The organism is Sphingopyxis alaskensis RB2256 (assembly GCF_000013985.1).
Lineage (GTDB): Bacteria > Pseudomonadota > Alphaproteobacteria > Sphingomonadales > Sphingomonadaceae > Sphingopyxis > Sphingopyxis alaskensis.
Map to the genome: position 1 here is coordinate 1513319 of NC_008048.1, position 25785 is coordinate 1539103.

Below are 25785 nucleotides of genomic sequence, written 5' to 3' on the forward strand. Positions count from 1 at the left end.
GACCTGTCAGTGTCGTCATCCCAGCGAAGGCCGGGATGACGATGATATGGGGCGGGCGTCAATCCGGCTCGCGCTATTTCCCCTGCGCCGCCAAGATGCGCAGCACGTTGCCGCTCCACATTTTTTCGATGTCGGCGTCCGAATAGCCCGCTTCCTTCAGCCGCGCGGTGACCTTGGGCAGTGCGGTGATGTCCTCTATGCCCTTCAGGCCGCCGCCGCCGTCCCAGTCGGCGCCGAAGCAGATATGATCGGCGCCCGCGACCGCGATCGCGCGCAGCACCATCTTCATATAATCCTCGAAATCGGCGGCCCATAATGGCTCGCTTTGGTCGAGCTCGCGCCATTTGCGGTTGAGGTCGGCCTGCTCGGCCGGGGTCATCGCGCCGATCCGCTCATATTGGCCGAACAGCCCGGCGCGTGCCGGGGTCATGTTCATGTCCGACAGGAAGATCGTTGAAATGCACATCGCCCCGCCCTTGGCCGCGAGCGCCTTCAGCCGCGCTTCATCGAGGTTGCGCGGATGATCATGGGCCGAGCGCAGGCTGGAGTGCGAGAGGATGATCGGATATTTCGACAGTTCGAGCATCTGGTCGAACGCCGCATCCGACGAATGGCTGGCGTCGATGACGATACCCAGCCGGTTCATTTCGGCGACCCAACGCTTGCCGAGCGGGCTCAGTCCCTTCCAGCGCGCCTCGCCGGTCGCGCTGTCGGCGAACTGGTTGGTCCGCGAATGGACCGGCCCCGCCATGCGCAGGCCCCTGGCGTAAAACTCCGCGAGCAGCGTCAGATCCTCGCCGAGCGGATAGCTGTTTTCCATCGACTTGAAGGCGATCAGCTTGCCTTCCCTGTTCAGCCTCCTGGCGTCGGCCGCCGTGCGCGCGGGGGCGATCGCGTCGGGATATTTGGCGAGCGTGCTGTCGATCAGGTCCGAACGCCCCCGCGCAAAGGCGAGGGCGTCGGCATAACCCTTGGCGGTCAGTGGACCCTGTTCGGTGTAAATGACAAAGAAGCCGCCATCGAGATGGCCGTCCTTCATTCGTGGAATGTCGAGCTGGACCATATCGTCGGCGAGGGTGTGGCGGTCGGCAAAGCTCCACCCCGCGCGCTCGAAATGGAGCGGCGTGTCAAGATGGGTGTCGAGCACGAGCATCCGGCTGTGCAGCGGGGCTTCGGCTGCCTTGGGCTTGTCGCCGCCGGTCGAACAGGCGGCGAGCGCGGTCGCGGTCAACAGGATTGCGAGTTGCTTCACTTCTTGTCCTCCACGGGCTTCAGGTCGAGATCGTGATAATCCCAGCTGAAGTCGGCAATCTTGCTCACCGCTTTCATCGTCACGCCGGTTATCTCGCCATCGGCGTCGAGCGCGAAAGTGACATAGGCGGGTTCGATCGCCGGGTCGTCGAACCTGGTGACGAAGCTGTCATATTGCCAGTGATCGAGCCGCCCCGCCATCCGCGGCGTCGAAGCAAAATCGATCGTCAACCCCTTCCTGTCCGAACCGATCACGACATCGCCATACCAGGGATCGCGGTAGCGCCCGGCATAGCGCGCCAACGCAAGCGAGGGACCGCTCTGCGCTGGCGAGGCCTTCGACTGTTTCAGAAACTCGACTCCCCCCGCGAGCCCCGACTGATACCAGTCCTCCCATTTCTGGATCCAGCCATAGTCGGGTTGATCGAGATAATGGTCGAGCAAATCATAGGTGAGGCCGAGGAGCATCCCGCTATCCTCGCTGTTCATCATGATCGCGAAACCGACTTGTCTGTCGGGGATCAGCACGACGCGGGTGATCGACCCGAATACGCCGCCACCATGCTGGATGATGCGATGACCGCGATAATCCTGCACCTGCCAGCCGAGCGCATAGGCCTGCTGCGTCGGCTGCGCGGGCTTGAGCGCATCGGGCAGCGGGGTGATCGGCATCGGCGTCACCGGCGCCCACATCTCCATCGCCTGCTTTTCACTGAACAGCCGCTTCCCGTCGGGTAATGCACCATGCGCGAGCTGGATGCGGAGCCACGCCGCCATATCGTCGGCGCTGAGCGCGAGCCCGCCCGCGGGCGCACCGTTGCGGCCCAGCTCGTCGCGCTCGTCGAGCGTCTGCTGCGGGCCGATGCCGCGCAATGGGCCGGACAGGCGCGCGTGCGGCCAGCTGCGGTTCGGCGTCGCGAAGCGTTCCTCGCTGTCGCTCGTGGCATTTTTCATGCCGCCCGGACGCAGCACGCGCGCGCGGATGAAATCCTCCCACGTCTGTCCGGTGACTTCCTCGATCAGCTGGCCCGCGACGGCGTAGAGGATATTGTCATAGGCATAGGCCGAACGGAAACTGGTCTTGGGCTTCAAATAGGCGACGCGCTCGACCGTCTGTTTGCGCGTCAGATGCGTGCGCGGCACGAACATCAAATCGCCCTGCCCCAGCCCCAGCCCGCTCCTGTGGACGAGCAGGTCGCGGATCGTGATCTCGCGCGTGACCCACGGGTCGTACATGCGGAACCAGGGCATATGCTGGATGACCGGATCGTCCCAGCCGATCTTGCCTTCATCGACGAGCACGGCGAGCGCCGCCGCGGTCATCGCCTTGCCGGTCGATCCGGTCTGGAAAATCGTCTCGGCATCGACCGGCGCCGCTTCGCCCAGCTTGCGCACGCCCCAGCCGCGCGCCAGCGTCGTCTTGCCGTCCTCTACGATCGCGATCGACACGCCCGGCGCGCCGATTTTCTGCCGCAGCGCCTCGACGCTTTCGGCGATGTCGGCGGGCGGTTCGGCCCACGCGGGCATCGCGAGCGATACGAAGAGCGTGAGGACGAGCAGGCGTTTCATGGCAGGGCCTCCATGGGGGGAGCGGCGGGGCGCAGCAGCCGCCAGGTGCCGATGGTGATGAGCGGCAGCACGAAAACGGCGAGGAAAAGCCAGGCGAGGAAGCGATAGCCGCTGGCGATGAGGTCGACGAGGCCGACGCGCGCCGCGACGAACATGCAGCCGACAAGGATGAGCGAGCCGATCGCCGCGCGCGCGCCGGTGTCGAGCCGCGGGCGCCCACGCGCCTCGACGACGCCCGACACGCGCTCGTTGATCGCATGGATCGCGCCGACGCCGCTTTCGAGCAGCGCGGCGAAAATCATCAGCTGGAACAGGATATGAAAGCCCGGCACCGCCATCTGGCGCAGCAGGAAATCGGACGGCAGCGTCTCGTCGCCGATCGCCGGATAAAAAGCCATCATCGCGGCGAAGAAGAGGATCGCGGGGAGCATCGTGAGCGGCCCGGCGATCAGCCCCGCGACCACCGCGTCGCGCTGGCTCGTCAGATGGCGCAGCACGGGCAGGATGATCACCGCGCCGACGATATTGTAACTCGCATAAGTGATGCCGCCCGCCACCCAATTGCCCGACGGCGGCGGCGCGTTCGCAAAGCCATTGCCGATCATCTCGCCAAAGCTCGCCAGCGCAAAGACGATGAACAGCGCATAGACCGTATAGATCAGCATCGAGGCATATTGGAACAATGTCTCGACGATCGCGGTGCCGAAGGCGGTAAAGGCGACGATGCCGAGCGCGAGCAGCACCGACCCTGCAAGCTCGGGCCAGCCGAAGGTCGCGGCGCCGATCGCCCCCGCCGCCGCGCCAAAGACGGCGAGGATCAGCACGACGAAGATCAGATAGGCGATTTTGAACGCGATCCAGCCGGGTCCGAGCAGCCCCTCGAAAAAGCGGCGATAATCATAAGCGCGCATCCGCCGCGCGAGCGCGAAGGTGAGTGCGGCGACGCCGCTCCAGATCAGGGTTGCGAGCAGCATCGCGGCGAGTCCGCCCCATGGCCCCGATGGCACGAAATACTCCGCCAGTTCGCGGCCCGTGGCATAGCCGCCGCCAATGATGACCGCCTTCAATGCGAAACCGGGCAGCAGGAAGCGCTGGAACCAGCTCGACCTGCCGCCCGTCTCGCCCACGCTCATGCGAGACAATTTTCGACGAGCGCGTCGAAGGCGGCGCCGCCGCGGATCGGGTCGGCGACGGGCAGCCCGAGGCGGCGCCTTTCGGCGCCGATCAGCGCCTCGGCCTCGCCCACCCCCATGCTCGACGTATTGAGGCTGACCCCGCCGCAGCGGATCGCCGGATTGGTCCGGCTGCCGAGCCGGATCGTCAGGTCGATCACTTCCTCAATGCTGGGAAGCGCAAAGCTTTCCATGCCGAGGATGACCCTGCGGCTGGGATCGTGGCAAACGACGAAGACGTCGGGCTGGCTGCCGTGGAGCAGGCCGAGCGACACCGCGGCATAGGCGGGGTTGAAGATCGACCCCTGCCCTTCGATCAGATCCCAATGATCGTCGGGCGCATCGGGGCTCAAAATCTCCGCCGCGCCCGCCTCGAAGTCCGACACGACCGCGTCCATGGGAATACCGCCGCCCGCGATCATGATCCCCGTCTGCCCCGTCGCGCGGAAATCGGCGTCGATCCCGCGCGCGACAAAGGCGCGGTGCAACGCAAGCGCGGTATATTTCTTGCCGAGCGCGCAATCGGTGCCGACGGTGAGCAGTCTCTTGCCGCTGCGCTTGCGGCCGTTGCCGATCGGGATCGAGGGCGGCGGGGTGCGGACGTCGATAAGCCGCTGGCCGGTGTGCCGCGACGCCTCCACCAGCGCGGGAACGCTGGTCAGCCGCGTGTGCAGCCCGCTGATGATGTCGAGCCCTGCCTCCATCGCCTCGACCAGCGCCGCAACCCAGCTCTCGCTAATCACGCCGCCCTGGTTGGCAACGCCGATCACCAGCGAGCGGGCGCCCGCCGCGCGCGCTTCGGCGGGCGACAGCCGCGGCAGACCCGCGCTGACGGTGCAGCCCGCGACCCCGAGTTCGCCGACGCAGCGATCGGCCGCCCAGTCGGCGAGGCCAAAGGCAGTCTTGGCATAGCCCGCCTCGGTCGTATCGCCGAGGAAGAGCAGATAGGGTTGCGGCAGGGTCAGGCTGTCGGCCAGCCTGCCGATGGGCGCGTTCATGCTGTTCAACTCCAATCCGCTCAAAAGCCGGCGGTCAGGGTAGCACCGATCGTCCGTGGCCGGATAACTCCGGTTCCGGCAGCGCCGAACGGGATGTTTGCCGGCGCCTCCAGCGACGTCTTGCCTTCGCTGTCAGTCAGATTCTTTGCATAAAGCTCGATCGAATATCGTCCGAAATCAACCCCCGCACGCAGATCGACCACTTCATAGGCCGGCAGATAGCGTTGGCGCCCATTGGCGATACGAAAGGCAAGGTCATAGCCCGCCGGTTGTTTCGACAGGCTGCGCACCGATGCGCCGACATAAGCCGTGGTATCGCCGCCGAGTTCCCATTCATAATCGGCGTTCGCGCCGATACTGAATTCAGGGGTATATGGCAGGCGATCACCCGACAAGCCGCCGACCAGCGGCGGCGTATCGTCCTTCAGCTTCGCGTTGGTCCACGCGCCGTTGAGCGAGAAGCTAAGCCCCTGTGCGGGACGCAGCGTCGTCGTGAACTCCACGCCATCGCTCTTGGCCTTGCCGCCATTGAAGTTGACACCGAAATCGTTGACCTGTCCGAACACCTGAATGTCCTTCCAGTCGATGTGGAAGGCCGCGATATCGATGGAGAAGGTTCGATCGACCGTTTCCGCCTTGAGGCCAAGCTCGTAACTGATCAGCGAGTCCGAGCCATAGGTGGCGATTTCCGGCGGCGCCCCCGGCGCCAGCACGTTCGGCCCACCGGGACGGAAACCCTTCGCAACGCGCGCATAGATGGTCACGTTGTCACTAACCTCGAACTGCGGGGCGACCGAGAAAGTGAAGACGTCTTCGGACGAGCGCGCCTTGGGCAAAGCATTGGGTCCGCCCGCGAGGACGCCGTCGGACACCTGGACGGCGGATTGCTTGTTGCCACTGTAACGCCCCCCGAAACTGAGGTTGAAACGGTCGCCGAAATGGATCGTGGCGTTGGCGAAGCCTGCGAGTTCGCGATAGCGCGAGTTGATCGTCGCGACGCCCAGCAGCGGCAACCCGGCGATCGGGGTGAGCGTGCCCGGCTCGACGGCGTTGAAATCCTGGTCAATTAGGCCCCGTTCGCGGGTATAATAGACTCCAATGAGCCATTCGAAACGGTCGCTTTCAGGCGATTGCAGGCGCACTTCCTGCGTAAAGCGCTTCACCCGCGTCAGCTGCCCCTGGAAAAAGTCGTTGGGCGTTCCAAACACCGCTTCGATCAATGCGCCGAACTGCGTCGTAAGATCGCCGCGAAACGATTGCGACAAGGTGCTGTAGCTGGTCGCCGACACGAGGTTCGCAAAGCCGAGATCGGCATCGACCACCCCGCTGTAGACGCGATAGCGCACATCGGTGAACTCGGGCACGAATTGCGATTGCGACAGGCGCCCGTATAGCGTGCGACCCGTCGATGGATCGCTGTCCACGCTGTTCGAGGCATCGGTCTCCAGGTTCTGAAGATAGGCGGCAAGTTGAATCGAGAATGTCTCGCTCGGCTTGAACAGCACCGAGGCGCGGCCGCCATAGCTTTTCGAACTGTTGATGTCGGACTCGATATCCGCGCCGCCGGTTCCGATAGAGTCGATGAAACCGCCGAAATCACGATAAAAGCCCGACGCGCGGAGCGCGAGGGTTTCGCCAAGAGGCAGATTGACAACCGCACTGCCAAGATATGATTCATCGCCCCCGGTCGTCGTTTCAACGCTGCCGCGTGCGCGAACCTCAAAGGCCGAGGTGTCGGGCTTGTTTGTCACATATTTGAGAACACCGCCCATCGAGCTTGAGCCATAGATCGTGCCCTGCGGTCCTCGCAGCACCTCGATCCGTTCAATGTCGAACGTGTCGAAGTCACCCGCCAGGATCGCGCCGTTGACCAGACCGCTGCTCGACCCAAAGGTCGTTTCGTCCTGATAGACGGCAACCGTCGAGGCGACGCCGCCGGTGTTGACACCGCGCAATACGAGGCGACCGAAACCCGGCGTCGCCTGATTGAGTTGCAGGCCGGGGACGAGTTTCAGATAATCCGAGAAATTGGTTGCCTGAATGTTTTCCAGCGCTTCGCCGGATACGACACTGACCGATTGCGGCACGTCGATCAATCGCTCTTCGCGCTTTTGCGCCGTCACGACGATGTCACGTTCGTCGCTGCTCGCTTCTTCGGCATAAGCCGGCATCGCAACGGCCATCGCGGCCAGGCTTGCTGCGCCAAAAAATCCCTTGTTCATGGTCTTACCCCCAGAGTTGGGCGAGCAGGCAGCGGACATTGCCACCGAGCACGGCCCGGATATTGTCGTTCGGTAGTTGCGGCGAATGAGTTCCTCGACGGGGTCGAAGGACTTCAAAGGATAGTCGAAACCGTCGATGGCGATCTTGTCGCGAAAGGCGTAGCTGTCCCTGTACGCGCGGTACGCGCGTTTCAGCACGGCATGTTCGGGCCGCGGGATCGACCGCGCGGCGCAAACAGGCCTTCGTCGGCGCCGCCGCAAAGGCATGGGCGCGGTGGCTGATCACCGGCGCGGACAAAGCGACCCCGGCCGCGTCCGCGATCACCGTGCGGCGCGTCATCGGGAATGACGCGGTCATTCCAGCCTCCCTCTCACGAAAATCTCAATTTCGTCACTATTGTCCTAATCAGAAAATTGTCAACCCATTTAGGACATCAAATTGACTTATTTGGCTCGTCACGCCGGGGGGACCATTGGGACGGTAGAACGGCTAGCCGCCCCAAACCTCAGCCGGACAATGAATCATCCCGTCGCGATACTGCACCCCCGGCACCCGGTCGCGCGCGAGGAAGGTCGGCCCGTCGAGGTCGACGATGTCGCACAGCTGCCCGACCAGACAGGATGGCGCCATCGACAGGCTGGTCCCCATCATGTTGCCGACCATCACGTCGAGGCCGAGCGTCTTTGCCTGCCGCGCAATCGCAAGCCCCTCGGTCAACCCGCCGCATTTATCGAGCTTGATGTTCACCATATCGAAGCGCCCGACGAGCGAGGCGGTGTCGGCGAGCGACAGTGCGCTTTCGTCGGCGACGAAGGGCAAGGGACGCTTCAGCCCGTCGAGATCGGCCTCGCACCCGCGCCCCAGCGGCTGTTCGAGCTGCGCGACCCCGGCCGCGAGCAGCACGGGCAGCAGGTCGCGCAGCGTTCCGACATCATAGCCCTGATTGGCGTCGACGCCGATCCAGGCGTCGGGGCGCGCGGCGCGGATCGCCTCGATGCGCGCGACGTCGTCGGCCAGGTCGCCGGTGAGCTTGACCTTGACCGGCGCTTGCACGTCGATCGCCTGCGCCGCCGCGGCCATTCGCTCGGGCGTATCGGCGCCCAGCGTCAGCGTCGAACGCAGCGCCCTGGGCGCGTCGAGCCCGGCAAGCCGCCACACCGGCTGCCCCGTCTGCCGGGCTTCGAGCTCCCAGAAGGCGCAGTCGAGCGCGTTGCGTGCGCCGCCCGGCGGCAGGAGATGCTGCAAATCCTCGCGCGTCGCGCCGCGCTCGATCGCACCCCGCACGCTGGTCGCCTGGCCAAGCATATGCTCGATGTCGTCGCCGAGATAATAGACGCCCGCCCCCTCGCCGCGCCCGACATGTTCGCCGTCGGAGAGTTCGGCGACGAGCAGCGCGGTTTCGGTGAAGACATGGCCGGAAATGCGGAAGGGCTGGTGGTAGGGAAAGCGCTCGACCCGGAGGTCGAGCGACAATTCGCTGCTGCGCCGGATCGCCATCAATAGACCATCCCGAAGCCATAGAGATGAAAGGCGAGTGTCACCCAGACAAGCACCGCGGCGGCGAGGATCAGCAGCACCGCGCCGAGCTTCATTGTCCAGCGCCGCTTGTCCTTGATCGAAAACCACAGGTGCCAGCCGCCCGTCGCCAGCAAGCCGAAGGCGGCCAGAGGGGTCAGGACGCGTAGCAGATGGATGAGCCAGTCGAGCGGGCCGCCGATGCTGCCGATGTCGGCCGTAAAGGCGGCGATCAGCGCAATCCACCCCGCCGCCGCCGCGAGCACGAGCCAAGCGAAGGCGCGCGACAGGCGATAGGCGCGGAGCGATTTGCCGGTGAGCGCGAAATCCGCCTTGAAGCGGCGCCGCACCAGCGCGCGCACCGGCCAGGCGAGCGCCGTCAGCAGGATGATCCCGAAGGCGAAGATCAGCGCGGGGTTGAGCCACGCAGCGTTGACGCCGAAAGGTGCGGGTTCAAAGACCATGAAGGGCGATCCGGGGTCGACGCTCCAGCGCACGACGCGACCGTCGCTGACCTCGGCGGCAAGCCGTTCACCCGTGCCGCTGTCGCGCCAAACGAAGGGTTCGACCTCCACCCAGTCGCGGGCGCCGGCACCCAGGCCATCGAGCGCCGGAACGCTGATCTTGCCGTCCTCGGTCAGCGAGATCGTTGCCAGACCCAGCAGACCGAAGAGGCTGAAGAAATTGGTGAAGGAGCCGCGGCTGCTGACATAATTGCCGACCATCATCCTTGCATGGTCGCGGGCGGTCGCGGCATCGACCTGCGACGGTTTTTCGGGCGGCCCCGGCAGATAGCGGTCGGCGAACTTGTGAAACAGCGCGCTGCGCACCGCGCCCGTTGCCCCATCCCTGCCCTGCGCATTCATCGACAGGAAAATGCCGATGTCGGATTCGGGGAACAGCCAGAGATAGGAGTGGAACCAGACGGTATCGCCACCGTGCGCGATCGCGCGGCGTCCATTGACCCATTGTTCGTAGAAACCGAGCGCCATGCTGTTGAGCGGGCCGACGCCGGCGGCCTTGAAATCGTGCATCTGCCGGGCGGTTTCGGGTTTCAGTATCCCGCCGCCACCGTTCAGGTGCGCGATCATGAACTTCGCCATGTCGGCGCCGCTCGCCGACATGGCACCCGCCGGAGCGGGGATGACCATTTCAAAGGGCTGCGGCTTGCCGGTAACGTCGGCATAGCCCTTTGCCATATGCGGCGCGAGGCGCGCGGGCAGCGGCTGGCGAAAGGTCGAATGCGTCATGCCGAGCGGCTTGAAGATCCGGTTCTCGACATAATCGTCAAACCCCTGCCCGCTCACGCGCTCGACGATATACCCCGCGAGCGCCGTCGCATAATTGGAATAGGCGGGCGTCGTACCGGGCGCGAACACCCGTTCGGGCAGCGCGAGCGGCATCAGCTCTTTCAGTGTCTTCACCGCCTCGGGATCGCTGCTGATCAGGTGGCGCACCGATTCCTCGAAGCCTGCCGTGTGCGTCATGATGTGGCGCATCGTGATCGGCTTGCCCTCAAAGGGCGGAATCCTGAAATCGAGATAGGCGTTGACGTCCCTGTCGAGATCGATCTTGCCCGCCTCGACCTGCTGCATCACCGCCGTCCAGGTGATCAGCTTGGACACCGATCCGGGTCGGAAAAGCGTCGTTTCGGGGAGCACCGGCGCGCGTTTCGCGACGTCCGCAAAACCATAGCCCTTCTGGAGCAGAACCTCGTCGCCACGAACGACGACCACGACCGCGCCAGCAATGCGTCCGCGTTCGAGCGCATAGGGCAGAAAGCCGTCCATCCACGCCTCGAGATCCTTTGCGTCGAGCGCGGCGGGCGCCGACGCCGCCTTCGGCGCCATGGCTTCGGCCTTCTTCACGGCCGGTGCGGGCACAGGGCCTTGCGCCGCCAAAGGCAGCGCGGCCAATGCCGTGAGTCCGATCATCATCTTGCGGATGAAACGCATCGCTTTCCCCTTTTGTCCGGCGCGCCCTGTCACACCTTGCGGCAAGCCGCGCGACCCCTTACCAAGGACTCAGTATAAGTTAACCCAATGGGGACATAATGATCCTGATTAGAAAATTGTCAAACGGGGAATGGAAAAACTGATGGCGGAGCGTGCAACGCCGCCGACGCTCGGCGCGGTGATGAAGGGGATAAGGGCACGAAACGGCTGGACGCTCAAGGAGATGAGCGCGAAGTCGGGCATTCCCGTGTCGACATTGTCAAAGGTCGAACATGACCGGCTCACCCTGAGCTATGACAAGCTCCAGCAGCTCAGCCAGCGGCTCAAGATCCGCATGTCGGACCTGTTTGCCGAGGATGAAGAGGACGCGCCGCGTGTCACGGGACGGCGCAGCATCGCCGCGATCGAGCGCGCCGCGCGCGTCACCACCGACAATTACGACTATCACTATCTCTGCACCGACCTCCGGCAAAAGCGCATGATCCCGATCCTGACGCGCATCCGCGCGCACAGCGCGCGCGAGTTCGGCGAGCTGGTGCGTCACCAGGGCGAGGAGTTCATCTATGTCCTCGAAGGGCGTATCGAGGTGCACAGCGAGTTTTACGACCCCGTCACGCTCGACGCCGGGCAGGGCATCTATATCGATTCCTCGATGGGCCACGCCTATGTCGTCGCCGACGGCTACGACGAAGCCCTGGTGCTTGGTGTCTGTTCGAGCGCTGACGAGGGACTGATGGATTCACTAATGAACCTGCACGGCTAAACAACCGAAAAGGAAAAAGATAATGGCATCGCCCCGGCGCTTCGTACCCTCGCTTTGGCTGCTGTACAGCTCGATGCTGCTCGCAGCGCCGGTTGCGGCGCAAACGCCCGCCTATGACGTGATCATTCGCGGCGGGACAATCTACGACGGGTCGGGCAAGGCGCCCATCGTGGGCGACGTCGCGATCAAGGGCGACCGGATCGTCGCCGTCGGAACGGTCGGAGGCGATGCGAAAAGCGAAGTGTCGGCCAGGGGCATGGCGGTCGCGCCGGGTTTCATCAACATGCTGAGCTGGGCAACCGAATCGCTGATCGCCGACCCGAAAAGCCAGAGCGACATCCGCCAGGGCGTGACGCTGGAAGTGATGGGCGAAGGCTGGTCGATGGGGCCGATGAACGCGGCGATGAAGGCGCAGGAGACAGCGCGACAGGGCGACATCAAATATGCGATCGAGTGGACGAACCTGGGCGACTATTTGGGCTGGCTCGAAAAGCGCGGCATTTCGACCAATGTGGCGAGCTTCGTCGGCGCCGCGACGGTGCGCGTTCATGAACTGGGCGAAGGCGACGTCGACCCGACGCCCGATCAGCTGGACCGGATGCGCGCGCTGGTGCGGCAGGCCATGAACGAAGGCGCGATGGGCGTCGGCAGTTCGCTCATCTATGCCCCCGGCTCCTACGCCGAAACCGACGAATTGGTCGCATTGACCAGCGAGGCGGCGAAATGCGGCGGCATGTATATCAGCCATATGCGTTCCGAAGGCGACCGGATCGAGGAGGCGGTCGATGAGCTGATCGAGATTTCGCGCCGGTCGGGCGCGCCCGCGGAAATCTATCACCTCAAAATGGCGGGGCGCAGCAATTGGGACAAGCTCGACACCATCGTGAAGAAAATCGAGGATGCGCGCGGCGAAGGGCTGCGCATCACGACCGACATGTACACTTACACCGCGGGCGCCACCGGGCTCGACGCCGCGATGCCGACCTGGGTGCAGGCGGGCGGGCTGGAGCAATGGATCGAGCGGCTGAAAGACCCCGCAATCCGCGCGCGCGTTGCCGAGGAAATGAAAAAGCCGGGCAGGGACTGGGAAAACCTCTATTACGGCGCGGGCGCCGACAAGATGATCCTGTCGGGATTCAAGAATGACGCGCTGAAGCCGCTCACCGGCAAGACGCTCGCCGAAGTCGCTGCGATGCGCGGCAAGTCGCCCGAAGAGACGGCGATGGACCTGGTCATCGAGGACGGCTCGCGCGTCGGCACCGTCTATTTCCTGATGTCCGAGGATAATGTCCGCAGGCAGATCCAGCTCCCGTGGATGAGCTTCGGCTCCGACGCGGCATCGCAGGCGACCGAGGGCATTTTCCTGAAATCGGGCGCCCACCCGCGCACCTATGGCAATTTCGCGCGTCTGCTCGGTCGCTATGTCCGCGATGAAGAGCTGATCCCGCTCGAACAGGCGGTGTACCGGCTCACAACCCTGCCCGCGACCAATCTGGGCCTTCCCGATCGCGGTGCCCTGAAACCCGGCTATTATGCCGATGTCGTCGTGTTCGATCCCGCGACGGTCGCCGACCGTTCGACCTTCGAGCAACCGCATCGATATTCGGTCGGCGTGCGCGATGTGTTCGTGAACGGCACACAGGTGCTGAAAGATGGCGAGCATAGCGGGGCGACGCCGGGACGCGCGGTGCGCGGGCGTGGCTGGAACCGCTGCCCCTAGGGCCAGCATATACTTGGCAATAAAACCATTGCATGGGACGCCATGCACAAACGGGGCGAATCAGCGCGGTCGCGCCGCAAGGGGCGGCGGGTTGAAACCGATCTAGCTTTCCGCTTCGCTGCTCGGTGGGCTGTTTCAGGCGTGGCGCACCGCGCTGCAACAGCGGCTGCGCGCCGAGATGAGCGTCCGCGGGGCGGAGTTGGTGCGCTATCTTTATGGCGCGCCCTTTGCGGCGGCGCGGCAATATGGTCATTATGGCCATCGGCGCGTGACGGCGGTGCTGCGCAATGCGGCGTGCCGTTCGTGACGCGCGGGCCGCCCGCGCACATCAGGTCCGACAATGCCCGGAGTTTATCGTCACGGCGGTGCAGCCGTGCCCGCCCAATAAGGTTTCGATCCACTGGATTTCCGCTTGCGGAACTCCTCCCGGGCCCGGCCATTGACCGGGTTCCTTTTATCCGAGCACCCAGCTGCGCCGCGGATAGCCCTGCGCCCAGAGCAGCGCGGTCAGATCGTGATGGCGGATCACCGCCGCCGACGCCGCGGCGGCGGCGGGATGCGGATGATAGCCTATGCCGAGCCCCGCCGTGGTAATCATCGGAATATCGTTGGCGCCGTCGCCGACGGCCAGGGTCTCGGCGAGCGGCAGGCGGTGCGCCGCCGCTTCGGTCTTCAGCGTCTCGAGCTTCGCTCTGCTGTCGACGATCGGTTCGAGCACCCTGCCGGTGAGCTTGCCGCCCGCGACCTCCAGCTCGTTCGCGACCACCTTGTCGAAACCGACGGCTTCGCCGACCGGCCCGGCAAAGGGCATGAAGCCGCCCGACACCAGCACCGAATGAGCGCCATGCGCCTTCATCGTCTGCACCAGCGTCCGCGCGCCGCGCGTCAGTTTCACGCGCTCCATCCGGCATTCGACCAGCACCGCCTCGTCCATGCCCGCGAGCAGGCCGACGCGCTCCTCCAGCGCGGCGCGAAAATCGAGCTCGCCGTTCATCGCGCGCGCGGTGATCGCCGCAATCTGCGGTTTCAGCCCCGCATAATCGGCAAGCTCGTCGATGCACTCGACCGTGATCATCGTCGAATCCATGTCGGCGACGATCAGTTTCTTGGTGCGATCGCCGAGCGGCTGAACGACGATGTCGAGCGCGCCATGGTCCATCAGCATCAGTTCACTGCGCGCACTGACCAAACTGCCGTGAAAGACGATGTCGGCCGCATCGCCGACATCCAGCCAGTGCGGCGCGCCGACGTCGTGCCCCGTTGCGTCGAGCCGGTCGATCGCTTCGCGAACCACCTCGTCGGTCAGCTTTCCGGCTGCTATCAGCGTCGCGACGAACATGGCATCTCCTTCTTTCTCGACCGCCAACGCGCGGCTGCCCGTGGCACTTATCGCCGGACCCACCGCCAGCGGCAAGAGCGCTTTGGCGGTTGCGCTCGCAAAAGCGCTGGGGAACGGCACGGTCGTCAACGCCGATGCGAGTCAGGTTTACGCCGACCTCGCCATCCTGTCGGCGCGTCCCACGGACGACGAGATGCAGGGCGTGCCGCACCGGCTCTTCGGTCATGTCGATGGATCGCAAGCGCACAATGCCGCGCGCTGGGCGGACGAAGCTCAAGGCGTCATCGCACAGGCGCACGCGGCGGGCCGGGTGCCGATCCTCGTCGGCGGCACCGGCCTTTATCTGCGCACCTTGCTCTATGGCATCGCCCCAGTCCCCGAAATCGACCCGCACATCCGCGAAGCGGTCCGCGCACTCCCGGTCGCCCAGGCTCATGCCGCGCTTGCCGAAGCCGACCCCGCCGCCGCCGCGCGCCTTGGCCCCGCCGACACCACGCGCGTCGCGCGCGCGCTTGAGGTTGTGCGTTCGACCGGCCGCACGCTGGCCAGTTGGCAGCAGGCGCGCGAAGGCGGCATCGCCGACCGTGTCGCGCTCGCCCCGCTGGTCCTGTTGCCGCCGCGCGACTGGCTGCGGGACCGCTGCGATGTGCGGCTGGTCGAGATGTTCGATGGCGGCGCCATCGACGAAGTCGAAGCGCTGCTCGCCCGCGGCCTCGACCCCGACCTTCCCGTCATGCGCGCAATCGGTGTCCCGCAGATCGCGGCTTTCCTCGATGGCACGGCGAGCCGCGACGAGGCGCTGGCGGCCGCGCAGGCGGCGACGCGCCAATATGCCAAACGCCAGTTCACCTGGTTCCGCCATCAGCCCCCGGCGAGCTGGCCGCGCCACATTGAGTCATTAAGCATCGATATTATCGACAATTTAGCAATAAAGTTACGTGAGACAGTGTTGACAAGATAGAATCATGCAACTATTGCCCGCAACCCTGTTGCAGCGCACAAGCGCTGCGTTTTTGTGTGCAAAGGAGTTTCGTCGTGACGGAAATGAGCGGTGCCGACATGGTGGTTCAGGCGCTGGTCGACCTTGGCGTCGATACAGTGTTCGGCTATCCGGGCGGCGCGGTCCTTCCCATCTATGACGCGCTCTACAAGCACCCGACGATCAAGCATATTCTCGTCCGTCATGAACAGGCGGCGACGCATGCGGCGGAGGGTTATGCGCGCTCGACCGGCAAGCCGGGCGTCGTACTGGTCACCTCGGGCCCCGGCGCGACGAACGCCGTCACTGGCATCACCGACGCCTTGCTCGATTCGATTCCGATGGTCGTGCTCACCGGCCAGGTTCCGACGACGCTGATCGGCACCGACGCCTTTCAGGAATGCGACACGGTCGGCATCACGCGCCATTGCACCAAGCATAATTATCTGGTGATGGATCCCGACCGCCTCGGCCCCGTCATGCACGAGGCGTTCCATATCGCGACGCACGGCCGCCCCGGCCCGGTGGTGATCGACATTCCGAAAAATGTTCAGGTCGCGACCGGCACCTATTCGGTGCCCGAGTTCATCCAGCACAACAGCTATCGCCCGCAAGTCGAACCCGACGCCGACGCGATCGGTCAGGCGATCGACATGATCGCTGCGGCCGAACGTCCGGTCTTCTACACCGGCGGCGGCGTGATCAACGCCGGCCCCGATGCGAGCGCTGCCTTGCGCCAGCTCGTCGGCCTGACCGGCGCGCCGATCACCTCGACCTTGATGGGGCTCGGCGCCTTCCCCGCTGACGATCCCAAATGGCTCGGCATGCTCGGTATGCACGGCACCTATGAAGCCAATATGGCGATGAACCGCGCCGACCTGATCGTCGCGGTCGGCGCGCGCTTCGACGACCGCGTGACCGGCCGCCTCGACGCCTTTTCGCCCGATTCCAAAAAGATCCATATCGACATTGATCGCAGCTCGATCAACAAGATCGTCCCCGTCGACCTCGCGATCGTCGGCGATGCCGGGCGCGCGCTCGCCGCGCTGATCGCCGCGTGGCAGGACAGGGGCCACAAGGCGCGCGACCTCGGCGAATGGTGGCGCCGCGTCGACGGCTGGCGCGCCACGCGCTGCCTCGACTTCCCCGAAAAAAAGGAGCCCGACGCCGACATCATGCCGCAGCGCGCGGTGAAGGCGCTGTTCGACGCGACGCGCGGGCGCGATCCGATCATCACCACCGAAGTCGGGCAGCACCAGATGTGGGCGGCGCAGCATTTCGGCTTCTCCGCCCCGAACCGCTGGCTGACCAGCGGCGGGCTCGGCACGATGGGTTATGGCTTCCCCGCCGCGGTCGGCGCGCAGATCGCGCACCCGAACCGCCTCGTCATCTGCATCGCGGGCGAAGCCAGCCTTCAGATGAACATTCAGGAAATGGGCACGGTCAGCCAGTACCGCCTGCCGGTGAAGATATTCATCCTCAACAATGAATGGATGGGCATGGTCCGCCAGTGGCAGGAACTGACCTATGAAAGCCGCTATTCGAACAGCTATTCGGACAGCCTGCCCGATTTTGTGAAGCTCGCCGAAGCCTATGGCTGGACCGGATTACGGATCGACACGCTCGGCGAACTCGAAGGCGGCATCGCCCGGATGATCGAGACTCCGGGCCCGGTGATCGTCGACTGCCGCGTCGCCCAGCTCGCCAACTGCTTCCCGATGATCCCGAGCGGAGCGGCGCACACCGACATGATCCTCCAGCCGAACGACATCACCGGCACGATGGACGACGAAGCGAAAGCGCTGGTGTGATGGCGGCGAGCAACGCGATCCTCCCCCATCGGGGGAGGGGGATCATGCGAAGCATGGTGGAGGGGCACGCGGTGTCAAGCGCGGCGGATGCGGGCCCGTACCCCTCCACCAGCTTCGCCGGTCCCCCTCCCCGTGCCGGGGAGGAACAATGAAAATCAAGACCGAAGCCGGCGAGCGCCATGTGCTCGCCATCACCGTCGACAACGAAGCCGGCGTGCTCGCCAAGATCACCGGGCTGTTCACCGCGCGCGGTTATAATATCGAAAGCCTCACCGTGGCCGACATCAGTTCGGATCATGCGCTGTCGCGCATCACGATCGTCACCAACGGCCCGCCGCCGATCATCGACCAGATCATCGCGCAGCTCGACCGGCTGGTCCCGGTCCACAAGGTTGTCGACCTCACCGATGCGGGCGAAACGCATGTCGAGCGCGAAATCGCGCTCGTCAAAGTCGCGGGCACCGGCGACAAAAGGATCGAGGCGCTGCGCATGGCCGATGTCTTTCGCGCCAAGGTTGTCGATACGACGCTGACCAGCTTCATCTTTGAAATCACCGGGACGAGCGACAAGGTCGACCGCTTCATCGCGCTGATGCGCGAATGCGGGCTGGTCGAGGTCGGTCGCACCGGCGTCGTTGCCATCGCACGCGGCCCGGAGGCGCTCTGAGTTTTAACAGGAATGACGGTTCAACCTTCGTCACCCCGGACTTGATCCGGGGTCCATGGATGCCGGATCACGTCCGGCATGACGAATGAAAACAAGGGAAGAATGACATGCAGGTTTATTACGATCGTGACGCCGACCAGGATCTGATCAAGGGCAAGAAGGTCGCCGTCGTCGGCTATGGCAGCCAGGGCCATGCGCATGCGCAGAATATGCGCGACAGCGGCGTCAAGGAAGTCGCGATCGCGCTCCGTCCCGGCTCGCCGACCGCGAAAAAGGCCGAAGCCGCGGGCTTCAAGGTGATGTCGAACAAGGAAGCCGCCGCGTGGGCCGATGTCATCATGATCGCCGCCCCCGACGAGCATCAGGCGAAAATCTATGCCGAAGACATCGGCCCGAACATGAAGCCCGGCGCCGCCCTCGCCTTCGCCCACGGCCTCAACATCCATTTCGGCCTCATCGAAGCGCGCCCGGACATCGACGTCTTCATGGTCGCGCCCAAAGGGCCCGGCCATACGGTGCGCAGCGAATATCAGAAGGGCGGCGGCGTCCCCTGCCTGATCGCGGTCGCACAGGAAGCGCAAGGGTCGGCCGCGGCGGGCAACGGCTATGCCAAGGCGCTCGCCCTGTCCTACGCGTCCGCAGTTGGGGGCGGGCGCAGCGGCATCATCGAAACGACCTTCAAGGAAGAGTGCGAGACCGACCTGTTCGGCGAACAGGCGGTGCTGTGCGGCGGCATCACCCACCTCATTCAGGCGGGTTTCGAAACGCTCGTCGAGGCGGGCTACGCCCCCGAAATGGCCTATTTCGAATGCCTCCACGAAACCAAGCTGATCGTCGACCTCCTCTATGAAGGCGGCATCGCCAACATGCGCTATTCGATCTCGAACACCGCCGAATATGGCGACATCAAGACCGGGCCGCGCATCATCACCGAGGAAACGAAGAAGGAAATGAAGCGCGTCCTAGCCGACATCCAGTCGGGGCGTTTCGTCAAGGATTTCGTGCTCGACAATCAGGCCGGCCAGCCTGAACTCAAGGCCAGCCGCAAGGCCGCCGCAGCGCACCCGATCGAGCAGACGGGCGAAAAGCTCCGCGCGATGATGCCGTGGATCGCCAAGAACAAGCTGGTCGACAAGGCGAAGAATTGATGGCCGAATCTTGACTTTCGCCATCCCGGCGAAGGCCGGAATCGTGCCGTGGCGCTTTACGCGATGGTGAGATCCCGGCCTTCGCCCGATGACGCGTTTGAGGATAGAATGCCGCCGAACTCTCCCTTCAACACCCACCGCAAGGATCTCGCCGCCCTGGCGACGCAGAGCCGTCGCCGCGCTCTCGCCCCGCGCGCCGGGCGCGATTTCGCGTCGAACGATTATCTCGGCCTTGCCGATTCCGATGTCCTGCGCGCCGCGCTGACCGCGGGCATCGAACGCGGCCTCCCCGCGGGCTCGGGCGGCTCGCGGCTGCTGCGCGGCAACCACGCCGAACATGAAGCGCTCGAGGTCCACGCCGCACGCCATTATGGCAGCGAGGCCGCACTGTTTTTCTCGACCGGGTTCGCCGCCAACGCCGCGCTGTTCGCGACGCTGCCGCAGCGCGGGGATCTGGTCGTCCATGACGAACTCATCCACGCGAGCGCGCATGACGGAATGAGGCTCGGCCGCGCGGGACATGTCGCCGCCGCGCACAACGACGCGCAGGCGTTCGAAGACATCATTGTCCGCTGGCGCGCCGGCGGCGGCGCGGGAACGCCATGGATCGCGGTCGAAAGCCTTTACTCGATGGACGGCGATCGCGCCCCGCTCGCCCAGCTTGCCGAAGTCGCCGACCGCCACGACGCCATATTCATCGTCGATGAAGCCCATGCGACCGGGGTGTTCGGTCCCGGCGGTGCGGGCCTCTCGCACGGTCTGACGCGCCGCGACAATCTCGTCACCCTGCACACCTGCGGCAAGGCATTGGGCGCCGAAGGGGCGCTGCTCTGCGCGCCCGCGATCGTTCGCGACTTCCTTGTCAACCGCGCGCGCCCCTTCATCTTTTCGACGGCGCCATCGCCGCTGATGGCGTGGCTCGTCCGGCAGGCGATCGAAATCGTCGCTAACGAGCCGGAACGCCAGGCGCGCCTCCACGCGCTCGTCCGTCACGCCGCCGAACGTCTCGTTCCGCTCGGCATCCCGGCGAGCGGAACGCAGATCCTTCCCGTGATCATCGGCGACAATGACCGTGCGATGCGCATCGCGCGGCGCTTGCAGGCGGCGGGTTTCGACATTCGCGGTATCCGCCCGCCGACGGTGGCCGAGGGAACGGCGCGCCTTCGCATCGCGATCACGCTCAATATCGACGAGAGCGACATCGACGATATGGCCGACGCGCTCGCCGACGCGATGGCCGCGGCATGACGCGCTTCGTCGTCACCGGGACAGACACCGGCATCGGAAAAACCATTTTCTCCGCGAGCCTGGCGCGGGCGACGGGCACACCCTACTGGAAACCCGTCCAGTCGGGGCTCGAAGAGGAAACCGACAGCGAAATTGTCGCGCGGCTCGCCGGGGTTCCCGTCCGTCCCGAAGCCTATCGCCTCGTCACCCCGGCCTCACCGCACATCGCCGCCGAAATCGACGGCGTCGCCATTGACATCGAAAGGCTGACGCCACCACCGGGCGAATTGATCGTCGAAGGTGCGGGTGGCGCGCTTGTCCCCGTCACCCGCCGGACGCTTTACGCCGAGCTTTTCGCGCGCTGGCAAGTGCCCGTGATCGTCTGCGCGCGTACCAGCCTCGGCACGATCAACCACAGCCTGCTGACGATCGAGGCGCTGAAACGCCGGGACGTACCGATCCACGGCGTCGTATTCATCGGCGATGCGGTCGAGGACAGCGAGGCGATCATCGCGGACGTCTCGGGCGTTCGCCGGTTGGGCCGCTTGCCTGTCGTCGCCCCGCTGACGAGCGAAAATCTCGCCGCGGCGTTCGGCGCCAACTTCGACATCGCCGATTTCCGCTGAATTGGCCATTTCCGCTTTCGCTGGAATGACGAAGGGATGTAAGGCGCGCCCGACATGGCCAAAAACCCTTCCCCCGTCTGGCACCCCTTTACCCAGCACGGTCTCGGCGAACCGATCCCGCTGATCAGCCACGCGAGCGGCGCCAGGCTCCACGATGCCGCGGGCAACAGCTGGATCGACGCCATCTCGAGCTGGTGGATCACCACCCACGGCCACGCGCACCCGCGCATCATGGCTGCGATCCGCGCCCAGACCGAAAAGCTTGACCAGATCATCTTCGCCGGCTGGACGCACGAACCCGCCGAAACGCTCGCCGCCGCGCTGGTGCGCATCACCCCCGATCCGCTCACCCGCGTCTTCTTCTCGGACTCGGGCTCGACCAGCGTGGAGGTCGCGCTGAAGATGGCGCTCGGATACTGGTTCAACATCGGCGAGGCGCGCAGCCGCATCCTTGTCCTCGAACACAGCTATCACGGCGACACGATCGGCACGATGTCGGTCGGCGAGCGCGGCGTCTATAACCGCGCCTGGCAGCCTTTGCTCTTCGATGTCGACACCATCCCCTTCCCGCACGAAGGGGGGGAGCAGGCGACGCTCGACGCGCTCGATGCCGCGTGCACGGAAAAACCCGCCGCTTTCATCGTCGAACCGCTCATCCTCGGCGCCGGCGGGATGCTCGTCTATCCCGCGTGGGTACTCGCCGAGATGCGAAGCATCTGCGCGCGCCACGGCGTCCTCTTTATCGCCGACGAGGTGATGACCGGGTGGGGCCGCACGGGCACACGCTTCGCTTGCGACCAGGCGGGAATCATCCCCGACATCATGTGCCTTTCGAAAGGGCTGACGGGCGGCGCGATCCCGCTTGCGGTGACGCTGTGTATCGAGCCGGTCTTCGACGCGCATTATTCGCACGACCGCAGCAAGACCTTTTATCATTCATCGAGCTACACGGCGAACCCGATCGCGTGCGCCGCGGCGAATGCGAACCTGGAAATCTGGCGCGACGAGCCGGTACAGCAGCGGATCGACGCGCTCGCAGGGGCACAGGCCGCGCATCTGGCGCTCCTCTCGCGCCATCCGCGCGTCGCCAATCCTCGCCGGATCGGCACGATCGCCGCGCTCGACGTGACCACCCCCGATTCGGGCTATCTGTCGAACCTCGCGCCCCGGCTCGCCGCCTTCTACCGCGAGCGCGGCGTCCTTCTCCGCCCGCTCGGCAACAGTGTCTATGTGATGCCGCCCTATTGCACCGATGCCACCGAACTGGCCCAGGTGTGGGAGGCGATTGCGGACTCGCTCGACACGATCTGACATTCTGGCTCGCTCAGCCTGCGTTCAGCGTCGCGGCGCTATTGGCGGGCAACAAATGGCTCCAACGGCGGATTGCGCTGGACCATCGGGCGTGTCCGCTGATACGGAGCGTCCGGACTTTCTCGAATAGGGTAAAGATGACCAGATTTTCGACCATGACCGGCCTGATCGCGCTGGCGGCCGCCGGTGTAACCCCGGTGCTCGCACAGACCGTTGCCGATGCCGAAGTGCCCACGACCAGCCTGAACATCCCGGGCAATGTCCAGCTTTATGGTGACAATAAACCCAATGTCTATCGCCCCTCGGCGACGGTGAATGGCGAGATCATCACTGCGACCGACATCGAACAGCGCATGGCGCTGATCCGGATCGCCAACAACAATGTCGAGTTGCCGCCCGAAGAGGAGCAGCGCCTGCGCAATCAGGTATTCAGCAACCTGATCGACGAAAAGCTGCAGATTCAGGAAGCGCGCGCCGCCGACATCACCATCGACGAAAATGTCGTGAACGAGCAGTTCGCGCGTCTCGCCGCCCGCTTCAAGCAGACGCCCGAACAATTCGCCGCCTATCTGGCGTCAAAGGGGTCCTCGGCGGCGGCGGTGAAACAGCAGATCCGCGGCGAGTTTGCCTGGGACCGTCTGCTGTCGCGCAACATCCAGTCGACGACCAATGTGTCGACCGAAGAAGTCGATCTTATCGTCAAACAGATGGAAGCCGCCAAGGGGCAGGACGAGTTTCACCTCGGCGAAATCTATCTGTCGGCGACGCCCGACAATATCGCCGCAGTTACCGAAAATGCGCGCAAGATCATTCAGGCGCTGCAGGCGGGGGGCAGCTTTGCCGCCTATGCGCGCCAGTTTTCGGAAGCATCCACGGCGGTCGTCGGGGGCGATCTTGGCTGGGTGAAGGGCGCGCAGCTTCCGGCTTCGATGGCCGAAGCCGCGATGCAGATGCAGCCCGGCCAACTGGTCGGGCCGATCGAGGTGCCCGGCGGCATTTCGATCATGCTGCTGATCGACCGACGACAGGTGCTGACCGCCGACCCGCGCGACGCCATACTCAGCCTGAAGCAGATTTCGCTCGACTTCCCGGCCGGGACGACGGAGGCGCAGGCGTCTCAACTTGCGAGCCGCTTTGCGCAGGCGACGCGCACGATCGCCGGTTGTGGTGCGGCCGACGCCGTCGCCGAACAATTGGGGGCCAGTGTCGTGTCGCGCGACAATATCGCGATGCGCGCGTTGCCGGCACCGTTGCAGGCCACGCTCGTCGATCTGCAGGTCGGGCAGACGACGCAGCCGTTCGGCGCCGCGAACGAAGGCATCAGCGTGCTGGTGCTGTGCGGCCGCGACATGCCCGAGACGGCAACCGCACCCAATCTCGAACAGATTGAGCAGAAGCTGCTGGAAGAAAAGGTCAACAAGCGCGCCCAGCGTTATCTGCGCGACCTGCGCCGCGACGCGGTGATCGAATATAGCTGATGCAAGCCGACGACCATCGGCGTCCGATCGCGGTCACCATGGGCGACCCGGCGGGCGTTGGCCCCGAAGTTACCGCCCGCGCCTGGGCCGCACGCCACGAGCATGATCTGCCGCCCTTCGTCGCCATCGGCGACATCGCCGCGGTCGAGGCCGTCTGGGACGGGCCGATCGCGCGAGTCGGCGACATGGCCGAAGTCGGGCGCGCCTTTGCCGCCGCACTGCCCGTCTGGCACCTCGAGGACAGCGGCCCGCTGACCCCCGGATCGCCGACTCCCGCCGGCGCGACCTGCGCGCTCCACGCGCTCGAAACGGGCATCGGATTGACGCGCAACCAGGCGAGCGCCGCGCTCGTCACCGGATCGGTGTCGAAACATGCGCTGCACGGCATCGGCTATACGCACCCCGGCCAGACCGAGTTCATCGCCGAACGCTGCGGCGTCACCGCGACCAATGCGGTGATGATGCTCGCGGGACCGTCGCTGCGCGTCGTGCCGCTTACCGTGCATATCCCGCTTTCCGAAGTGCCCGAACGGCTGACGAGCGAGTTGATCGTCGCCAAGGCGCGGATCGTCGCGCGCGGGTTGCGCCGCGACTTCGGCATCGCAACGCCGCGGATCGCGCTCGCCGGCCTCAACCCCCATGCCGGGGAGAGTGGCCAATTGGGCGACGAGGAACTCCGCGTCATGCAACCCGCCGTCGCGCAGCTCAGAGAGCAGGGCCTCACGGTCGACGGTCCGGTCGCCGCCGACGCGCTTTTCGCGCCGGGAATCCGCGACCGCTATGACGCGCTGCTCTGCGCCTATCACGATCAGGCGCTCGCGCCGTTCAAGGCGCTGCATTTCCACGACGGCGTCAATCTGACGTTGGGGCTGCCAATCGTCCGTACTTCGCCCGACCATGGCACGGCGTTCAATATCGCGGGCACCGGCCGCGCCGATCCCGGTCCGACGATTGCCGCGATCGCGATGGCCGCGCGCATGGCCGCGGCGCGCGAACGCAGCTGCGCGCCGGCAAAGTGACGATCCAGCCCAGGACGCCGTTGCCGCCACTGCGCGAGACGGTGCGCGTCCACGGTCTGTCGGCGAGCAAGGCGCTGGGACAGAACTTTCTCTTCGACGAACAGTTGCTCGATCGCATCGCCGCGATTCCCGGTGACCTTGATGGCGCAACGGTGTTCGAGGTCGGCCCCGGTCCGGGCGGGCTGACGCGCGCGCTTCTGCGCACGGGGGCCAGGGTGATCGCTGTCGAGCGCGACGAGCGCTGCCTGCCGCTGCTGGCCGACCTCGCCGAGGCGTTTCCGGGGCAGCTGACGGTGATCGCCGACGATGCGATGGCGGTCGATGTCGATGCGCTGACCGGCGGCGATCCTTATCATATCGTCGCCAACCTGCCCTATAATGTCGGGACGGCGCTGTTCACGCGCTGGCTCGAACCCGCGGCGTGGCCGCCGCGCTGGCTGTCGCTGACGCTGATGTTCCAGCTCGAGGTCGCCGAACGCATCGTCGCGCCGGTCGGCACGAGTGCCTATGGCCGCCTCGCGGTGCTCGCGCAGTGGCGCGCCAGGGCGAGGATCGCGATGAAAGTGCATCGCTCGGCCTTCACCCCGCCGCCCAAGGTCATGTCGGCCATCGTCCAGCTGACGCCCGCCGACCAACCCCCAGGCGTCGATCCGCGCATCCTGTCTCGGCTGACCGAAAAAGGCTTTGGCCAGCGCCGCAAGATGTTGCGGCAGAGCCTGAAGGGGATCGACGGCGCGGTCGCCGCCGCCGAAGCGCTGGGAATCGACCCGACGCGGCGCGCCGAAACGGTCAGCGTCGCCGAATGGGTCGCGCTGGCGCGCGCACTGGGCCGCTGACAGCATCCGCCTCGGCCTTGTGGCAGCCCGAATGTCCGCCATCGGCGGCGCCCGCGTTGCAAGCATGGAGCGGCGCTCTCGACGGCAAAACCACTCCACCCTCAAAAAGGCTCTTTTCCCTGCATAACCCATATGGTTCATTCGGTAGGTTTCACCAAACCGAAAGGCCGAACCGATG

The 25785-nt window shown here is 65.2% G+C and carries 21 protein-coding genes; 13 read left to right on the plus strand and 8 right to left on the minus strand.

The features are described 5' to 3' along the window. Window positions 1–73: 73 nt before the first annotated feature. The 7 genes from SALA_RS07395 to SALA_RS07425 all read right to left on the minus strand — a co-directional run bounded on the left by SALA_RS07395 (window position 74) and on the right by SALA_RS07425 (window position 10683). On the minus strand, window positions 74–1252 hold the full coding sequence (locus tag SALA_RS07395) for a dipeptidase (RefSeq protein WP_011541752.1): 1179 nt from the start codon (window positions 1250–1252) through the stop codon (window positions 74–76). Then, window positions 1249–2820 (minus strand): serine hydrolase, encoded by a 1572-nt coding sequence (locus tag SALA_RS07400; protein ID WP_011541753.1) that lies wholly within the window; start codon window positions 2818–2820, stop codon window positions 1249–1251. The genes SALA_RS07395 and SALA_RS07400 overlap by 4 nt, the downstream gene beginning before the upstream one ends. Next, the gene (locus SALA_RS07405; RefSeq protein WP_011541754.1) at window positions 2817–3953 is read right to left on the minus strand and encodes a YkvI family membrane protein; all 1137 of its coding nucleotides are present in this window, start codon (window positions 3951–3953) and stop codon (window positions 2817–2819) included. The genes SALA_RS07400 and SALA_RS07405 overlap by 4 nt, the downstream gene beginning before the upstream one ends. Then, window positions 3950–4990, minus strand: coding sequence for a DUF1611 domain-containing protein (locus SALA_RS07410; RefSeq protein ID WP_011541755.1), 1041 nt, complete (start codon window positions 4988–4990; stop codon window positions 3950–3952). The genes SALA_RS07405 and SALA_RS07410 overlap by 4 nt, the downstream gene beginning before the upstream one ends. A 20-nt stretch (window positions 4991–5010) precedes the next feature. Next, window positions 5011–7212: a TonB-dependent receptor gene (locus tag SALA_RS07415; RefSeq protein WP_041383172.1), complete on the minus strand. Its 2202-nt coding sequence runs from the start codon at window positions 7210–7212 to the stop codon at window positions 5011–5013. A gap of 490 nt (window positions 7213–7702) precedes the next feature. Beyond that, on the minus strand, window positions 7703–8710 hold the full coding sequence (locus tag SALA_RS07420; protein ID WP_011541757.1) for a dipeptide epimerase: 1008 nt from the start codon (window positions 8708–8710) through the stop codon (window positions 7703–7705). Continuing rightward, window positions 8710–10683 carry a serine hydrolase domain-containing protein gene (locus tag SALA_RS07425; RefSeq protein WP_011541758.1) on the minus strand — a complete coding sequence of 658 codons (1974 nt, stop codon included), beginning with the start codon at window positions 10681–10683 and terminating at the stop codon, window positions 8710–8712. The genes SALA_RS07420 and SALA_RS07425 overlap by 1 nt, the downstream gene beginning before the upstream one ends. 142 nt (window positions 10684–10825) lie before the next feature. On the opposite strand from SALA_RS07425, the gene SALA_RS07430 reads away from it, so the two are divergent. From SALA_RS07430 to SALA_RS17570, 3 genes are all read left to right on the plus strand, one after another. Continuing rightward, on the plus strand, window positions 10826–11446 hold the full coding sequence (locus SALA_RS07430) for a helix-turn-helix domain-containing protein (RefSeq protein ID WP_011541759.1): 621 nt from the start codon (window positions 10826–10828) through the stop codon (window positions 11444–11446). 22 nt (window positions 11447–11468) lie between these two features. Then, window positions 11469–13166, plus strand: a complete 1698-nt coding sequence (locus SALA_RS07435) for an N-acyl-D-amino-acid deacylase family protein (protein ID WP_011541760.1) — start codon at window positions 11469–11471, stop codon at window positions 13164–13166. Window positions 13167–13344: 178 nt separating this feature from the next. Further along, window positions 13345–13473: a hypothetical protein gene (locus tag SALA_RS17570; protein ID WP_272940672.1), complete on the plus strand. Its 129-nt coding sequence runs from the start codon at window positions 13345–13347 to the stop codon at window positions 13471–13473. Between the two features lie 147 nt (window positions 13474–13620). Here SALA_RS17570 and serB read toward each other — a convergent pair whose 3' ends face one another. Then, entirely contained in the window at window positions 13621–14505 is an 885-nt protein-coding gene (gene serB / locus SALA_RS07440) for a phosphoserine phosphatase SerB (protein ID WP_011541761.1), read from the minus strand. Between serB and miaA the strand changes: the two genes are divergently transcribed. The 10 genes from miaA to rsmA all read left to right on the plus strand — a co-directional run bounded on the left by miaA (window position 14504) and on the right by rsmA (window position 25607). Further along, window positions 14504–15466: a tRNA (adenosine(37)-N6)-dimethylallyltransferase MiaA gene (miaA, locus tag SALA_RS07445; protein WP_041383173.1), complete on the plus strand. Its 963-nt coding sequence runs from the start codon at window positions 14504–14506 to the stop codon at window positions 15464–15466. The genes serB and miaA overlap by 2 nt on opposite strands. A gap of 74 nt (window positions 15467–15540) precedes the next feature. Then, window positions 15541–17295 carry a biosynthetic-type acetolactate synthase large subunit gene (gene ilvB, locus SALA_RS07450; RefSeq protein ID WP_041383174.1) on the plus strand — a complete coding sequence of 585 codons (1755 nt, stop codon included), beginning with the start codon at window positions 15541–15543 and terminating at the stop codon, window positions 17293–17295. Between the two features lie 148 nt (window positions 17296–17443). Beyond that, window positions 17444–17962 (plus strand): acetolactate synthase small subunit, encoded by a 519-nt coding sequence (gene ilvN / locus SALA_RS07455; protein WP_011541764.1) that lies wholly within the window; start codon window positions 17444–17446, stop codon window positions 17960–17962. 107 nt (window positions 17963–18069) lie between these two features. Then, window positions 18070–19110, plus strand: coding sequence for a ketol-acid reductoisomerase (ilvC, locus tag SALA_RS07460; RefSeq protein WP_011541765.1), 1041 nt, complete (start codon window positions 18070–18072; stop codon window positions 19108–19110). 108 nt (window positions 19111–19218) lie between these two features. Next, entirely contained in the window at window positions 19219–20358 is a 1140-nt protein-coding gene (locus SALA_RS07465; protein WP_011541766.1) for an 8-amino-7-oxononanoate synthase, read from the plus strand. Next, window positions 20355–20963 carry a dethiobiotin synthase gene (gene bioD / locus SALA_RS07470; protein WP_011541767.1) on the plus strand — a complete coding sequence of 203 codons (609 nt, stop codon included), beginning with the start codon at window positions 20355–20357 and terminating at the stop codon, window positions 20961–20963. Before SALA_RS07465 ends, bioD begins: the two co-directional genes overlap by 4 nt. Window positions 20964–21017: 54 nt before the next feature. Further along, window positions 21018–22274, plus strand: a complete 1257-nt coding sequence (locus SALA_RS07475) for an adenosylmethionine--8-amino-7-oxononanoate transaminase (protein WP_011541768.1) — start codon at window positions 21018–21020, stop codon at window positions 22272–22274. A 137-nt stretch (window positions 22275–22411) separates the two neighbouring features. Continuing rightward, entirely contained in the window at window positions 22412–23752 is a 1341-nt protein-coding gene (locus SALA_RS07480; RefSeq protein ID WP_011541769.1) for a peptidylprolyl isomerase, read from the plus strand. Then, window positions 23752–24771: a 4-hydroxythreonine-4-phosphate dehydrogenase PdxA gene (gene pdxA, locus SALA_RS07485; protein WP_011541770.1), complete on the plus strand. Its 1020-nt coding sequence runs from the start codon at window positions 23752–23754 to the stop codon at window positions 24769–24771. The genes SALA_RS07480 and pdxA overlap by 1 nt, the downstream gene beginning before the upstream one ends. Continuing rightward, on the plus strand, window positions 24768–25607 hold the full coding sequence (rsmA, locus tag SALA_RS07490; protein ID WP_237700936.1) for a 16S rRNA (adenine(1518)-N(6)/adenine(1519)-N(6))-dimethyltransferase RsmA: 840 nt from the start codon (window positions 24768–24770) through the stop codon (window positions 25605–25607). The genes pdxA and rsmA overlap by 4 nt, the downstream gene beginning before the upstream one ends. The last annotated feature ends 178 nt before the right edge of the window (window positions 25608–25785 follow it).

Coding starts and splice junctions, on each gene's coding strand:
- SALA_RS07405 (WP_011541754.1), bottom strand. CDS start 3,953: ATGAGCGTGGGCGAGACGGGCGGCAGGTCGAGCTGGTTCCAGCGCTTC.
- SALA_RS07425 (WP_011541758.1), bottom strand. CDS start 10,683: ATGCGTTTCATCCGCAAGATGATGATCGGACTCACGGCATTGGCCGCG.
- SALA_RS07420 (WP_011541757.1), bottom strand. CDS start 8,710: ATGGCGATCCGGCGCAGCAGCGAATTGTCGCTCGACCTCCGGGTCGAG.
- pdxA (WP_011541770.1), top strand. CDS start 23,752: ATGCAAGCCGACGACCATCGGCGTCCGATCGCGGTCACCATGGGCGAC.
- serB (WP_011541761.1), bottom strand. CDS start 14,505: ATGTTCGTCGCGACGCTGATAGCAGCCGGAAAGCTGACCGACGAGGTG.
- SALA_RS07400 (WP_011541753.1), bottom strand. CDS start 2,820: ATGAAACGCCTGCTCGTCCTCACGCTCTTCGTATCGCTCGCGATGCCC.
- SALA_RS07410 (WP_011541755.1), bottom strand. CDS start 4,990: ATGAACGCGCCCATCGGCAGGCTGGCCGACAGCCTGACCCTGCCGCAA.
- SALA_RS07475 (WP_011541768.1), top strand. CDS start 21,018: ATGGCCAAAAACCCTTCCCCCGTCTGGCACCCCTTTACCCAGCACGGT.
- SALA_RS07415 (WP_041383172.1), bottom strand. CDS start 7,212: ATGAACAAGGGATTTTTTGGCGCAGCAAGCCTGGCCGCGATGGCCGTT.
- SALA_RS07435 (WP_011541760.1), top strand. CDS start 11,469: ATGGCATCGCCCCGGCGCTTCGTACCCTCGCTTTGGCTGCTGTACAGC.
- miaA (WP_041383173.1), top strand. CDS start 14,504: ATGGCATCTCCTTCTTTCTCGACCGCCAACGCGCGGCTGCCCGTGGCA.
- SALA_RS07465 (WP_011541766.1), top strand. CDS start 19,219: ATGCCGCCGAACTCTCCCTTCAACACCCACCGCAAGGATCTCGCCGCC.
- bioD (WP_011541767.1), top strand. CDS start 20,355: ATGACGCGCTTCGTCGTCACCGGGACAGACACCGGCATCGGAAAAACC.
- SALA_RS17570 (WP_272940672.1), top strand. CDS start 13,345: ATGAGCGTCCGCGGGGCGGAGTTGGTGCGCTATCTTTATGGCGCGCCC.
- SALA_RS07430 (WP_011541759.1), top strand. CDS start 10,826: ATGGCGGAGCGTGCAACGCCGCCGACGCTCGGCGCGGTGATGAAGGGG.
- ilvN (WP_011541764.1), top strand. CDS start 17,444: ATGAAAATCAAGACCGAAGCCGGCGAGCGCCATGTGCTCGCCATCACC.
- ilvC (WP_011541765.1), top strand. CDS start 18,070: ATGCAGGTTTATTACGATCGTGACGCCGACCAGGATCTGATCAAGGGC.
- SALA_RS07480 (WP_011541769.1), top strand. CDS start 22,412: ATGACCAGATTTTCGACCATGACCGGCCTGATCGCGCTGGCGGCCGCC.